We start from the raw sequence: 12,806 nt of genomic DNA, 5'->3' as shown, positions 1-12,806 counted from the left end.
GACTTGTGTCACTCGGAAAAGAAGTCCCTGATCAGGGCGTTCACCTCGGCCGGGGACTCGCGGTTGGACCAGTGTCCGCGGCCGGGCAGGACCTCGAGGCGGGCGCCGGGGACCGCGGCGGCCGTCGCGCGGGTCGTCGCGAGCGGGATCCCGGCGTCCCGGTCGCCCTGGACGAACAGGGCCGGGCAGCGGATCTCCGGCAGGCGGGGGCGCAGGTCGAGGTTCATCCGGCGGAACCCGATCTGGGTCGTTCTGCCAGTCCGAGCTGCCCGCGTTGCCGGACCGGGCCTCGGCCAGGACGGCGTCGACGATCTCGTCGAGGTCGTCGACCCCGGCACCGCCCGAGCCGAACAGCGCCCGCCGGGTGAAGGCGTCGACGGCGGTCCGGCTGCGGAAGGCGAGGTTCGGCAGCGTGCGACCCAGCAGCGGGACCTTCGCCGTCAGCCAGAGCAGCTGGTGCACGACCGGGGGGAAGGTCAGCGTCCCGCCCGGCGCGAGCGCGACGATCCGTCGCACCCGCTCCGGCCGCTCGATGGCGTAGGCCAGCGTCATCGCCCCGCCCTGGGACATCCCGACGATCGAGGTCCGCTCGACGCCGAGGTCGTCCAGCACGTCGGAGATCGTCCGCAGCAGCACGGCGTGCGTCGCCCGCCCCTCCCACGGCCGGCTCCGGCCCTGCTTCGGCCAGTCCGGCGCGATCACCCGGTGGTCCCTGGCGAGCTCCGGGATCAGGTGCTTCCAGCTGAGCATCGCGTTGTCCAGCCCGGCCCCGGACAGCAGCAGGACGGGCGGGCCGGTGTCCCCGGCGAGGTGGACGTGCAGGCGCCCCTCGGGACGGTCGATCACGTGTGTGGTCACGCCGGTCATCGGTCTCCTCCGGTGCGGCGGGCGTCCCAGCGCTCCCACAGCGCCGGCAGCTCGGACTCCAGGAACAGGTACAGCTCGTGCACGTGGGTCAGGCGGTCCCGGCGGGCCGCGGGCTCGTCGGCCAGCGCCTCGAGGCCGTGTTCGAGCACCTCGCGGAACGCGGTGGCCCGCGCGTACCGGTCGGCGAGCATCCGGCTCCAGCCGTCGGGAGCGATCCGGAACAGCTCCACACGCTCGCCGCGACGCCGGACCCGCTCGACCAGACCGCCGGGGGTCAGCATCCGGGTCGCGGTGCTGATCGAGCTGCGGCTCACGCCGAGCACCGCGGCCAGGTCCGCCGCGCTCTGCTCGGGCGGGTCGCTGATCAGCAGCCAGCCGATCACCCGTCCGGTGATCAGCGGCAGACCCTCCCGCTCGAACGACGCCGCGATCTCGTCGACGAGGTCCAGTTCCCGTTCCGTGGGTGCCACGACGCCGACCGTACAGTCTTTGCAGTAATTACTGCAAAGACTGCATCAGTCCCGGTCGCCCCAGCCGCGGGCGGCCAGTGCCTCGCCGAGCGCGTCGGCGTGCCGCAGCGTCCGGACCATGAACGGCACCGCGAACGCCGTCACCGATCCACCGGCCCCGCGGGCCCGGGCGGCCGCCCTGACCTGCCCGGCGATCCCGGACAGGGTGCCGACCGACTGGATCGTCAGTCCGACGAGAAGGCCGAGGCGCTCGGGATCGACGCCGAACCGCCGCAGCGGGCCGAGCCCGCGCTCGACGGCGTCGACCAGGTCGTCCACCCGCGTCGTCAGTGTGAACAGGGTGGCGACGCCGATCGCCGCGACGAGCCGCAGTGCGATCACCAGCGCCCGGTCCGGGCCGAGCAGCCACCACTGCACCAGACCGATCAGGACCAGCAGGACGGCCAGCGTGCGCAGGACGGACCGCAGCCGTCGCCACGGGATCCGGGCGACGAGGTAGCCGAGCGCCACGAGCCCGCACACCGCACCGAGCACCCGCGGGTCGGTGACGAGCACGGAGCCCCCGGCCACGACGAGCACCACCAGCAGTGACGGGCCCGCGGGCGCCCGGTGCAGCAGGCTGGTGCCGGGCTCGTAGAGGCCGAGCGGGGTCACTGCGCGCAGATCCTGCGGTAGTGGGCGACGGCGGGCCCCGGCTCGTCGTCGGCGACGACCCGGCCGCCGTCGAGCACGATGACGCGCTCGAAGCCGTCGAGCAGGTCGAGGTCGTGGGTGGCGAGCAGGACCTGCTGGCGCAACCCGGCCAGCCGCTCGGCGAACAACCGTTTGTTGCGCAGGTCGAGCAGGGTCGTGGGCTCGTCGCAGACCAGCACGTCCGGGTCCCCGACGAGGACCGCGCACAGCGCGAGGAGCTGCTTCTGCCCGCCGGAGAGCTGGTGCGCGGGGTGTTCCAGGTGCGCGCCCAGGCCGAACTCGGTCAACCGCTCGGCGGCGATCCGGGCCCGCTCCGCGCGATCGCGCACGGTCCGCCGCAGCGAGAACGCGACGTCCTCGGCCGCCGTCGGCATCACGATCTGCGAGTCCGGGTCGCTGAAGACGAAGCCGACCCGGCGGCGGACGGCGGCTCCCTGGCGTGCGGGGTCGCGGCCGTCCACCCGTACGGTGCCGGTCCCGGGGTGGACCAGGCCGTTCACCGTCCTGGCCAGGGTCGACTTGCCGGAGCCGTTCGCGCCGATCAGCGCCACCCGGCGCTGCGGCAGCGTGAGATCGACGCCGTCGAGCACGACCCGCTCGCCGTAGCGGTGGCCGACGCCGTCGAACTCGATCATCGGACGACCCGCCAGCGGGTGGCGACGCCGAGGCCGCCCCCGGAGGACAGCGCGGCCAGCCCGGTCGCGCCGAGGCCCTGCACGACGAGCCGGTGGAACAGCCGCACGACGAGCACGGCCCCGGACGCGCCCCACGGGTGGCCGAGCGCGATCGCGCCGCCGTCCGGGCTCACGACGGTCTCGTCCAGGCCGGTCGCGTCGAGGCAGGCCAGCACCTGGCCGGCGAACGCCTCGGTGAACTCGACCGCGTCCGGTGGTCCGCCCTGCACCGCGGCGATCGCCGGCACCGCGCCCAGTCCGAGCAGCTCCGGCGGGCACGCCCGGGTCGCCGCGGCCTCCAGCGCGAGGCCGGGGACGCCGAGCTCCCGGCGGCGCGCCTCGGACACCAGGAGCACGGCGGCCGCGCCGTCGTTGACCCCGCAGGAGTTCGCGGCGGTGTGCGTCCCGTCCGGGGTGAAGGCGGGCCGGAACCGGGCGAGCCGCTCGGTGGTGAACCGGTCCCGGGGCCGCTCGTCGCCGTCGACGAGGTGGGCCGGGCCGCCCCCGACGATCTCGGCGGTGAACCGGCCGGCCCGCTGCGCGTCGACGGCGCGGGCGTGGCTGCGGGCGGCGAAGGTGTCCTGGCGTTCCCGGGAGATCCCCGCGCGGGCGGCGACGAGATCGGCGGCCGGGCCCATGTCCGGGTCCGGGTGCCCGGCCGGGGCGAACGGGGCGCGGGTGTAGCCGGTCCCGTCCGGCCGGGTCCGTGCCGGCGCGGTCGACGGCGACTCGGCCCCACCGGCGAGGTACGTGCTCCCGGGGTCGGCCCGGACGGCCGCGGCCGCGGTGACGATCGCGGACAGCCCGCTGGCGCACTGCCGGTCGACGGTCATGCCGGGCACCGTCGCACCCAGCCCGGCGGCGAGCGCGGCCACCCGGGCCGGGTTGCCGCCGGGCCCGAAGACGTTGCCGAGCAGCACGTCGTCGACCGGGGCGTCGGTGTGTGCCGCCAGCGCGGCCAGCACGGGCGCGGCGAGCGCGTCGACGGTGTGGTCGCGCAGGGCGCCGCCCGCGGTGCCGATCGCGGTGCGGTACGCGGCGACGACGACCGGCGTGTCGTCAGGGAGCGCCGGTGCGTCCGGGCCGGGGGTCATCGGTGCGTCCCGCAGGGCCGGGCGTCGAGGGTGCCGTCGCGCAGGCCCGCGTCGACCGCGGTCCGGGCGGGCTTGCCGGACCCGAGCCGCGGCAGCGCACCGGTCACCAGCCAGCGCCGCGGGCGTTTCGCCGGGGACAGCGCCCGGCGGGCCGCCTCCCGCAGCGCCCGGCGGTCGGCGTCGCCGCCCGGAGCGGGCTCGACGACGGCGGTCACCAGCATCCCCAGCGACGCGTGCGGCGTCCCCGCGACGACGACGTCGGCGACCCCGGGCACCGCGCGCAGCACCTGCTCCACCTCCTCGGCGGCGACCAGCGTGCCGCCGGTGGAGATCGTCGCCGAGGCCCGGCCGAGGACGGTGAGCGCCCCGTCCGCGTCGATCACGGCCCGGTCCCCGACCGTGCTCGGGCCCGGTCCCGCGGGTTCCAGGACACCGTGGCGCAGGCGTCCGGCGACGGCCTGTGGACTGTCCACCCACAGGACCCCGTCCGCGAGGGTCAGCTCCACCCCGGGCACCGGCCGCAGCGGCCCGCCGTCGCGCCGGATCGCGATCAGCGAGTGCTCGGCCGAGCCGTAGTACTCCAGCAGCAGGGTGCCGGGCAGGAGCCGGGCGCAGCGGTCGCGGACCGCGGGGGCGACGTGCGCCCCACCGCACACGACCACCGACGGCGCCGGGCCGCCCGGGTGCCGCTCCCGGTCGTCGAGCAGTGCGGACAGCAGCGCGGGCACCAGGTGCACGGTCCCCGCGGCGCGGGCGTCGGCGGGGTCGAACCGGCCGGTCGTGACCGGGTCCAGCCCGTGGTGCAACGCGTACAGGGCGCCGAAGAGGTAGAGCGTCGACGACGGTGGCCCCGGCACGAGCACCGGCCCCGGCAGCGGCCCGAGCACGTCGAACCCGATCCGCCAGGACTCCCGGGTCCGGGCGAGGACGGACGGGGCGCCGGTACTGCCGGACGTCGTCGGGAGCAGGGCGGTCCCGTCCTCCGGCCGGGTCGCACGGCCGGGGTCGCGCGGGCCGGTGACGCCGCCGGTCGCGACGACGAGATCGGGATCGGCGTCGAGGAGCACCGCCCGCCGTTCGGCGGCCGACCAGCCCGGATCGGCGACGAGCGTCGCCAGGCCCAGGTCCGCGGCCGCGAGCAGGTGCGGCAGCACGTCCCAGCGGGAGCGGGCCGGGGCGTCCAGCACGATCCGGTCACCCGGCCGGGCCCCCGCCGCCCGCAGCCGGGCCCGCGCGTCGGTGACGCCGGCGGCGAGCCGGTGTGGCAGCAGGGGGGCCGTGGTCACCGGGTGCGGGCCCCGGTGGCGGCGGGCGGCGGCAGGAGATCGGGCAGCGCCCGGTGGACGAGCCCGGCGATCACGGCCGCCAGCACGACCTTGATCAGGTCTCCGGGGACGAACACCAGCGACTGCACGATCCCGGCGCCGAGGTCACCGACGTACGCGCCGATCACCGGCATGCCGATCAGGTAGTCGGCGAGCAGCCCGGCGAGGCAGGCGAGCAGCAGGACGGGCAGCGTGCGCCGCCGGGCCCGCTGCACGATCAGGCCGGTGACCAGCGCGGACAGCAACCAGCCCACGACGAACCCGGCGCTCGGTCCGACGAACACGCCGATGCCGCCCCGGCCGCCGGACAGCAGCGGCAGCCCGATCGCGGTGAGGACCAGCAGCAACGCGACCGACATCGTCGCGAGCCGCCAGCCGAGGATGGCGCCGGCCAGGATCGGGCCGGCGTTCTGCACGACGATCGGGACCCCGGCGACACCGCCGATCCCCGGGAACAGGCCGAGGACGGCGATGAACGCGGCGAACACGACGATGCGCGCGAGATCGGCCGTGGGGAGCGCGGAACGGGACCCGGACACGCGCGAAGGGTAGGTCACGGCGGGCGGTCGGCGGCCGGATGTGCGGGGCGCATCACCGTGGCGCTGTGCGGGGCGCGTCGCCGTGGCGCGGTGCGGGCGGGTCGGGCAGGTCACGCTCGTCAACGCTCGTTACCGAGCTGACTGGCTGCGCTGCCGGTCGAGGTAGCGCCGTTGGAGAGGGTTCGTGGTGAGGGCGTGTGCTTGGTCGTAGGCATGTGCTGCGTCGTCTGACCGTCCTAGACGGCGCAGAACGTCGGCCCGCGCGGCCGGCAGGTAGGGGTATCCGGGTAGTTGATCGGCCAGCGCGTCGAGTTCGGCCAGGATGTCGGGCAGATCGGTCTCTTTCGACCAGCTGCGTGCCATCGCCCGGTTGAGCGCCACCACCGGAGACGGCCAGCTGCGCATCAGGCTGTCGTAGGAGGCGACGATCTGGTCCCAGTCGGTGTCGGCCCAGCTCGGGGCCACCGCGTGCAGCCCGGCCACGGCAGCTTGCAGGGTGAACCGGCCGGGCCGGCCACCACGCAGCGCCGCCGTGGCCAGCGTGAGTCCCTCGGCGATCATGGTGCGGTCCCACTGAGACCGGTCCTGGTCGGGGAGCAGGACCATCTCACCGTCCTCGCCGGTGCGGCTCGGACCGCGTGCGTCGGTGAGCGTGATGAGCGCCAGCAGACCGCGGGGCTCGGGCTCATCGGGCAGCAGGCGCACGAGCAGGCGGGCCAGCGCGACGGCCCGTGTGTTCAGCGCGTCATCGCGCAGCCCGTGGGAGGAGTGGGCGTGAGCTGCCAGGTGACCGGCCGTGTGGGTGAGGTGGACGACGGTCAGCGCAGCGTCGAGCCGTTCGGACAGTTCACGTGCGCACGGAAGCCGGAACGGCACCCGCGCCGCGATGATCTTCTGCTTCGCCCGGGTGATCCGACGTGCGACTCCGGCCCGCCCGCTCAGTGTCACCGCCGCGATCGCGCCGACGTCCAGGCCACACACCAGTCGAAGGGTCAGTACGACCTGCGACTCCCGTGACAGCGCAGGATGGCAGCACAGGAACACCAACCGCAGCGGGTCCTCCGGCGCGAGGACTCCGGCGTCGTCCTCGTCGGCGTCGTCCTCGTCGGCGTGGCCGCCGTGCGGTTCCACCAGCAGCGGAAGCTTGCGACGCAGGGCCGTGTCGCGACGCAACCGGTCGAGCGCGATCCGGCGCGCAGTGGTGATGAGCCAGGCTTGCGGAACCCTCGGGACGGCCTCGTCCCAGCTGCGCAACGCTCGCTCGAGCGCTTCCTGAGCGCAGTCCTCGGCAAGGTCGAGGTCACGGGTGAACCGGGCTGTGGCCGCGACCACGACGGGCCAGGCGTCCCGGAACGCGTCCTCGACGGCTCTCCCTCCGGTGCTCATCCGGCGCCGCCGCTCATCCGGCGTCGTCGGGCATCTGCATGACCGGGCGGACTTCCACGGTTCCGGCAGGGCAGACGCGAGCCAGGCGCAGCGCGACATCGAGGTCGGGTGCGTCGATGACGTAGAAACCGCCGAGCGCTTCCTTGGTGTCGGCAAACGGGCCATCGGTCACCAACGGTTCGGGACTCCCGCTCCCGCCGGCACCCGTCGCCCCGCGGCGCACGGTGCTGGCAGCCGACGAGCGCTCCAGCGCCTCGCCCCCCACGACGTCGGCGCCGGCGGCGCGCACCGCTTCCATGAACTGCTCGTGCAATGCGAACTCGTCCACGATGGCGTGCTCGTCGGCGGTGTTGTACCAGTCCTCCGAGTCGTACATCAGAAACACGTAACGCGTCACCGTGACGCTCCTTCCCCAGGCCGACGACAGCAGTCACCACACTGACGAACAGCGAACACCAGATCGGACACCAGGCCCATACCGGTTGCTCCGGACCGTCGGCCCGTTGCGCCAGGTCCCTGTGCAGGTGCGCACGTGTCGTGCGGGTCGGGTCGTGGCAGCCCGGTACCGGTCCGCCGATGATTCTCGGGTCCCGGTGGGGTCAGGACCGACATGACACCAGCAGCTGATGGGCAGTACACGGGCATGGCGTGGCGCCTGGAGGTGGTGGTCGTACCCGTCGCCGACATCGACCGGGGTGTCGCCTTCTACGCCGACCGGCTCGGGTTCACCCTCGACCACGACGTTCGCCCGGGACCGGGGAACAGGATCGTGCAGCTGACCCCACCCGGTTCCGGTTGCTCGATCGTCCTCGGCGAAGGCGTCGTGCCGGCCATGACGCCGGGTTCGCTGCGCGGCCTGCAACTGGTCGTCCCCGACGTCGTAGCGGCGCGTGAGCAGTTGGTGGGTCGCGGAGTCGAGGTCAGCGAGATCCAGGTCCTCGGCGGCGACCCCGACGCGGTGAGTCGTGGAGGCTCGGCGTTGGACGACGTCGGATTCGTCTTCTTCGACGATCCCGACGGCAACGCCTGGACTGTGCAGCAGATGTCGCAGCGGAACGGATCGTGACGATATCGACCGCCGAGGAGTCCGTGACCGCTGTCCGCGACGAGCAAGCTCGGCTCCACCGACCGCGCCCGACTCGGCCACTGACCCCGAGCCCTGTCCACACAGCCGGTCCCTATGACCGGCCGGACGGCTCGACGGCGTCGCCGTGGCGCGGGGAGGATCCCCGGGGCCGGTCGATCACAGGACGCGGCGCAGGGTGTGGAAGCCGTCCGGGTCCGGGCCGGTGCCGTCGTCGGCGTACCCGGCGCGGGCGAACAGCCGTGCGGACGCGGTGTTCTCCGCGTGCACCACGGCCGTCACCGGGGTCCCGGGGCCGGTGACCGCACGCAGCGCCCGTTCCCCCTCGAGCAGCAGCGGCAGCGCCAGCCGGGCCCCGCGCCGCTCGGGCGCGACGGTGATCGACACCTCCCAGGCGCCGTCGTCGAGGTCCCAGCGGACGGTGCCGACCGGGCCGGTGACGTCGTCGACGACGAGCAGCCGCCGGTCGTCGCGGGCGAGGGAGGCGGTCAGCCAGCGCCGGTGGTCGTCGAGGGTGATCTCGGTCCTCGAGCGGGACCGGCGGCGGGTCTCCGGGTCGTTGCGCCAGCGCAGGAGCAGTTCGGCGTCGTCGGTGCGGGCGTCCCGGGAGACCAGGATCCCGTCCAGCAGGTCCCGCTCGATCTCGTCCCGCGCGGGGTTCCCGGCGCTGCCCGCGATCGCGTCCACGATCCGGTTCGCGCCCATCCCGTCGACGACGGCACCGGCCCGGGCGGCGAGCGCGTCCCGCGCGCCGGGGTCGGTGAGCAGCCGGTGCAGGACGGCGGTCGCGGGCCCGGGATCGACGAGGTCCGCCGGTCCGCCCAGCCCGGCGGCGGCGCCGGACGCGACGACCGTCCGGTAGCCCTCGGTCTGGTTGTCCGCGGCCCGCAGGAGCGCCATCGGCACGGCGACGCAGCAGAGTTCCCAGACCGTCGTCCCGGCCGCGCTGACCACGAGATCGGCCTCGGCCATCGCGGCGGGGAGATCGGGGAGCGGGGCCACCGCCCGGAACCGGACCGGACCGTCGTCGGGCAGCGTGACGCTGCGCCCGGCCGGGACGACGACGTCGACCGCGGCCGCGACGCCGGTCCCGGCGAGCGCGGTCACCACCGGGCCGAGCAGGCCCGCCGCGTCGGTGCCGCCCATGACGACGAGCACCGCGGGCACCCGGTCCGGCGCCGGGGTCCGGTCGCGGATCTCGCGGATCCGGCGGGCCCGGCGGGCGGAGTGCCGCAGCGGGGCGAAGCCGGGCCCGCGCAGCAGGGCGGGGGAGCCGTCGTCGGGCCGGGGGTGGCCGTCGGCGCCGAGATTAGGGTCGACGACCAGGTCACCCGGGCGCCGCCCGGTCCCGAAGTCCTCGACCGTGCTCAGCGTGACGCCCTCCGCGCCGAGCGCGGCGCGCAGGTCGGTGCCGAGCAGGTAGTGGTCGACGTGCACGGCGTCGATCCGGTGCGTCCGGCACAGCCGGGCCAGCTCCGCCGCGGTGTCGGCCGGGGCGAGCAGGGTGCCGGGCGGTCCGGGCTCCGGCGCGGGGGAGGTCCGCGGATCGGTGGACCACCCCAGCTGGAGCAGGCCGTCCCACAGCCAGCCGAGGCCGTCGAGCCGGCCGGACCAGAACACCTCGTGCCCGGACAGACCGGCCGCCTCGGCGACGGCGGCGCAGCGCACGGCGTGCCCGACCCCGGTCGACGGTCCGGCGTCGCACCGCAGCAGCAGGCGCATCCGCTCAGCCCTCCGCGAGCGACTTCTGGCGGACGTGCGCGTTGCGCGCCACCAGGTCCGGACGGGCCCGCAGCGCCGACACGACCGACCGCCAGTCGGTGCGATCGCCCAGCAGCTCGACCAGCCCGCGCAGCGCGTGCAGGTCGTCGACGGTGTCCAGGGTGACCCGCAGGTCGTCGGCGGCCGGGGCGACGACCAGACCCAGGCAGCGGAAGCGCCCGGGATCGCCGTAGAGCCCGGAGGTCACGTGGGTGCGGTCGTACCCGGTCGCGGTGCCGGCCAGCTCACGCAGCGCGGGCACCGCGGCCAGCTCGACGTCGAGTCCGCGCGGCAGCGTCCGGACCAGGGTGGTCGCGACGTAGTCGTGCTCCGGGGCGCTCCGCCAGGTGGCGGCGGCCAGGCCGATGAGCGCCGGGTCGAGCAGCGGGCAGTCCGCGGTGAGCCGGACGACGGCGTCGCACGGGTGCTCGTCGACGGCCTGGACGAACCGGGCCAGCACGTCGTCCTCGGAGCCGCGGACCACGTCGACGCCCAGTCCGGCCGCCCGGTCGGCGACGGCGTCGTCACCGGCGGCGGTCGACGTCGCGACGATCACCCCGTCCACGCCGGGGGCCGCGCGGGCCGCGTCGAGCACCCGGTCCAGCACCGGACGGCCGCCGAGCTCGGTGAGCACCTTGCCGGGCAGCCGGGTCGATCCGGTCCGGGCCTGGACGACGGCGTTGATCCGGGGACCGGTCCGGGTGGTGGTCGGCACGTGCACCTGCTTCGATTCGTCCGGGTGAGCGCGTGCCATCATGCCGGGCGGGAGAGATCCTGACGGATGTGGAGGCGTGATGTCGGTACTCAAGGGCTCGTCGGTCCTGGTCACGGGCGGTACGGGTTCTTTCGGCAAGGCGTTCGTACGCGCCCTGCTGGACCGTTACGAGCCCCGTCGCCTGGTGATCCTGTCCCGGGACGAGCTGAAGCAGTACGAGTGCCGGTCGCTGTTCGGCGACGACCCTCGCCTGCGCTGGTTCCTCGGTGACGTCCGGGACCGGGACCGGCTCAAGCGCGCCATGCACGGCGTCGACTACGTCGTGCACGCCGCGGCGCTGAAGCAGGTCGACACCGCGGAGTACAACCCGTTCGAGTTCATCCGGACCAACGTCGAGGGCTCGCAGAACGTCGTCGAGGCCGCGATCGACTCCGGCGTGAAGAAGGTCGTCGCGCTGTCCACGGACAAGGCGTCGAGCCCGATCAACCTCTACGGCGCCACCAAGCTGTGCGCCGACCGGCTGTTCGTCTCCGCGAACCACTACGCCGCCGCCTACGAGACCCGGTTCGCGGTGGTCCGCTACGGCAACGTGCTCGGCAGCCGCGGCTCGGTGGTGCCGCTGTTCAAGCGCCTGGCGGCCGAGGGGCAGTCGCTGCCGATCACCGACAAGCGGATGACCCGGTTCTGGATCACGCTGCCGGACGCGGTGCAGTTCGTCATCGACTCGTTCGACGCGATGCAGGGCGGCGAGCTCTACGTCCCGCGGATCCCGTCGATGCGGATGACCGACCTGGCCGAGGCGATCGCACCGGGCGTCGCGACGCACGAGATCGGCATCCGGCCGGGCGAGAAGCTGCACGAGGAGATGATCGCCGCGGACGACTCCCGCCGGACGATCAAGCTCCCGGACCGCTACGTCGTCGAGCCCTACATCGCCGGCTGGGGCTACACCTCGCCCGCCGGCGGCGAGCAGGTGCCGGACGGGCAGGCCTACCGGTCGGACACGAACGACCTGTGGCTGTCCCCGCAGCAGCTGCGCGAGATGGTCGAGGCGCTCGACTGATGCTCCCCTACGGCCGGCAGTCGATCTCCGACGACGACGTCGCCGCGGTCGCCGAGGTCCTGCGTTCGGACTGGTTGACCACCGGCCCGGCCGTCACCCGGTTCGAGGACGACCTGGCCGCCGTCGCCGGGAACCCGGCGGCCGTGGTGACGTCGGGGACGGCCGCGCTGCACGTGGCCTACGCCGCGGCCGGTGTCGGGCCGGGCCAGGACGTGGTGGTGGCCCCGCTGACGTTCGTGGCGACCGCGTCGTCGGCGGCGCTGCACGGCGCGAACGTGATCTTCGCCGACGTGAGCGAGGACACCGGCAACCTGGACCCGGCGGCGGTGGAGGCGGCGCTGACGCCGGGCACCACCGTCGTCGCCGGGGTGGACTACGCCGGGCACCCGATCGACGCCGACCCGCTGCGCTCGCTGGCCCACGACGCCGGTGCGGTGCTGCTGGAGGACGCCGCGCACTCGATCGGCGGGCACTGGCACGGCCGTCCGGTCGGCGATCTGGCCGACCTGACCACGCTCTCGTTCTTCCCGACCAAGAACCTGACCACCGCGGAGGGCGGCGCCGTCGTCTCGCCGCGGGCCGACCTGCTGGCCAGGGCGCGCACGTTCCGCAACATCGGGCTGGTCCGGGACAAGGCGGTCCAGCGGTTCCCGGACGAGGGTCCGTGGCACCAGGAGGTGCACGAGTTCGGGCTGAACTACCGGTTGCCGGACCTGCTCGCCGCGCTGGGCTCGTCGCAGCTGCGCCGGCTCGGGGCGTTCCGCGCCCGCCGGGCGGAGATCCACACCCGCTACGACGCCGCGCTGGCCGACGTCGCCGAGGTGCGCACCCCGGTCACCCGGGACGGCGCCGAGCCGGCCTGGCACCTGTACCCGCTGCGGGTGCTCGACGGCCGCCGTCGCCAGCTGTTCGAGTTCCTGCGCGAGCGCGGGATCGGCGTGCAGGTGAACTACGTCCCGGTGTACTGGCACCCGGTGTTCGCCGATCTCGGTTACCGGCGCGGCCTGTGCCCGAACGCCGAGACCTACTACTCCCAGCAGCTCTCGCTGCCGCTGTTCCCGGACCTGACCGACGCCGACGTGGACCGGGTCGCCGATCTGGTGCGGGAGTTCTTCGGGTACCCGGTGTGAGTGCG

The 12,806-nt window shown here is 74.6% G+C and carries 14 protein-coding genes and 1 pseudogene; 3 read left to right on the top strand and 12 right to left on the bottom strand.

Annotation, left to right across the window (positions count from 1 at the left end; translation table 11 throughout):
* Positions 1-8 precede the first annotated feature (8 nt).
* The 10 genes and pseudogenes from AFB00_RS35760 to AFB00_RS10500 form a co-directional block, all read right to left on the bottom strand.
* Positions 9-338, bottom strand: a complete 330-nt coding sequence (locus AFB00_RS35760; RefSeq protein ID WP_335726565.1) for an alpha/beta fold hydrolase — start codon at positions 336-338, stop codon at positions 9-11.
* A 76-nt stretch (positions 339-414) separates the two neighbouring features.
* Positions 415-750, bottom strand: a pseudogene (locus AFB00_RS36150) (alpha/beta fold hydrolase); the annotation flags it as partial.
* Between the two features lie 113 nt (positions 751-863).
* The gene (locus AFB00_RS10535) at positions 864-1,337 is read right to left on the bottom strand and encodes a GbsR/MarR family transcriptional regulator (RefSeq protein ID WP_068797084.1); all 474 of its coding nucleotides are present in this window, start codon (positions 1,335-1,337) and stop codon (positions 864-866) included.
* Positions 1,338-1,382: 45 nt separating this feature from the next.
* Complete coding sequence (locus tag AFB00_RS10530; protein ID WP_068797083.1) at positions 1,383-1,991, bottom strand: energy-coupling factor transporter transmembrane component T family protein; 609 nt, start codon at positions 1,989-1,991, stop codon at positions 1,383-1,385.
* Complete coding sequence (locus AFB00_RS10525; RefSeq protein WP_068797082.1) at positions 1,988-2,665, bottom strand: energy-coupling factor ABC transporter ATP-binding protein; 678 nt, start codon at positions 2,663-2,665, stop codon at positions 1,988-1,990. Before AFB00_RS10525 ends, AFB00_RS10530 begins: the two co-directional genes overlap by 4 nt.
* A complete protein-coding gene (locus AFB00_RS10520) occupies positions 2,662-3,798 on the bottom strand; it encodes a thiolase family protein (protein ID WP_068797081.1) in 1,137 nt (378 codons plus the stop codon). The genes AFB00_RS10525 and AFB00_RS10520 overlap by 4 nt, the downstream gene beginning before the upstream one ends.
* Positions 3,795-5,084, bottom strand: a complete 1,290-nt coding sequence (locus AFB00_RS10515; protein WP_231974316.1) for an AMP-binding protein — start codon at positions 5,082-5,084, stop codon at positions 3,795-3,797. The genes AFB00_RS10520 and AFB00_RS10515 overlap by 4 nt, the downstream gene beginning before the upstream one ends.
* A complete protein-coding gene (locus tag AFB00_RS10510) occupies positions 5,081-5,662 on the bottom strand; it encodes a biotin transporter BioY (RefSeq protein ID WP_068797080.1) in 582 nt (193 codons plus the stop codon). The genes AFB00_RS10515 and AFB00_RS10510 overlap by 4 nt, the downstream gene beginning before the upstream one ends.
* Positions 5,663-5,791: 129 nt before the next feature.
* Positions 5,792-7,048 (bottom strand): RNA polymerase sigma factor, encoded by a 1,257-nt coding sequence (locus tag AFB00_RS10505; RefSeq protein WP_068797079.1) that lies wholly within the window; start codon positions 7,046-7,048, stop codon positions 5,792-5,794.
* Positions 7,049-7,061: 13 nt separating this feature from the next.
* Positions 7,062-7,445 carry a YciI family protein gene (locus tag AFB00_RS10500; RefSeq protein ID WP_068797078.1) on the bottom strand — a complete coding sequence of 128 codons (384 nt, stop codon included), beginning with the start codon at positions 7,443-7,445 and terminating at the stop codon, positions 7,062-7,064.
* Positions 7,446-7,691: 246 nt separating this feature from the next.
* Between AFB00_RS10500 and AFB00_RS10495 the strand changes: the two genes are divergently transcribed.
* Positions 7,692-8,114 (top strand): VOC family protein, encoded by a 423-nt coding sequence (locus tag AFB00_RS10495; RefSeq protein WP_068797077.1) that lies wholly within the window; start codon positions 7,692-7,694, stop codon positions 8,112-8,114.
* A 177-nt stretch (positions 8,115-8,291) separates the two neighbouring features.
* On the opposite strand, the gene AFB00_RS34725 is transcribed toward AFB00_RS10495, so the two are convergent.
* On the bottom strand, positions 8,292-9,854 hold the full coding sequence (locus AFB00_RS34725; RefSeq protein ID WP_068797076.1) for a bifunctional UDP-2,4-diacetamido-2,4,6-trideoxy-beta-L-altropyranose hydrolase/GNAT family N-acetyltransferase: 1,563 nt from the start codon (positions 9,852-9,854) through the stop codon (positions 8,292-8,294).
* Positions 9,855-9,858: 4 nt separating this feature from the next.
* Positions 9,859-10,608, bottom strand: coding sequence for a cytidylyltransferase domain-containing protein (locus AFB00_RS10485; RefSeq protein WP_231974314.1), 750 nt, complete (start codon positions 10,606-10,608; stop codon positions 9,859-9,861).
* A 79-nt stretch (positions 10,609-10,687) separates the two neighbouring features.
* Here AFB00_RS10485 and pseB point away from each other — a divergent pair, with 79 nt between their 5' ends.
* On the top strand, positions 10,688-11,671 hold the full coding sequence (gene pseB / locus AFB00_RS10480; protein WP_068797075.1) for a UDP-N-acetylglucosamine 4,6-dehydratase (inverting): 984 nt from the start codon (positions 10,688-10,690) through the stop codon (positions 11,669-11,671).
* Positions 11,671-12,801, top strand: a complete 1,131-nt coding sequence (locus AFB00_RS10475) for a DegT/DnrJ/EryC1/StrS family aminotransferase (protein ID WP_068797074.1) — start codon at positions 11,671-11,673, stop codon at positions 12,799-12,801. Before pseB ends, AFB00_RS10475 begins: the two co-directional genes overlap by 1 nt.
* The last annotated feature ends 5 nt before the right edge of the window (positions 12,802-12,806 follow it).

Origin of the sequence: Pseudonocardia sp. HH130630-07 (assembly GCF_001698125.1) — a bacterium.
GTDB lineage: Bacteria > Actinomycetota > Actinomycetes > Mycobacteriales > Pseudonocardiaceae > Pseudonocardia.
The sequence above is the reverse complement of the archived record's forward strand: the minus strand, read 5'-3'. Positions and strand labels throughout refer to the sequence as shown.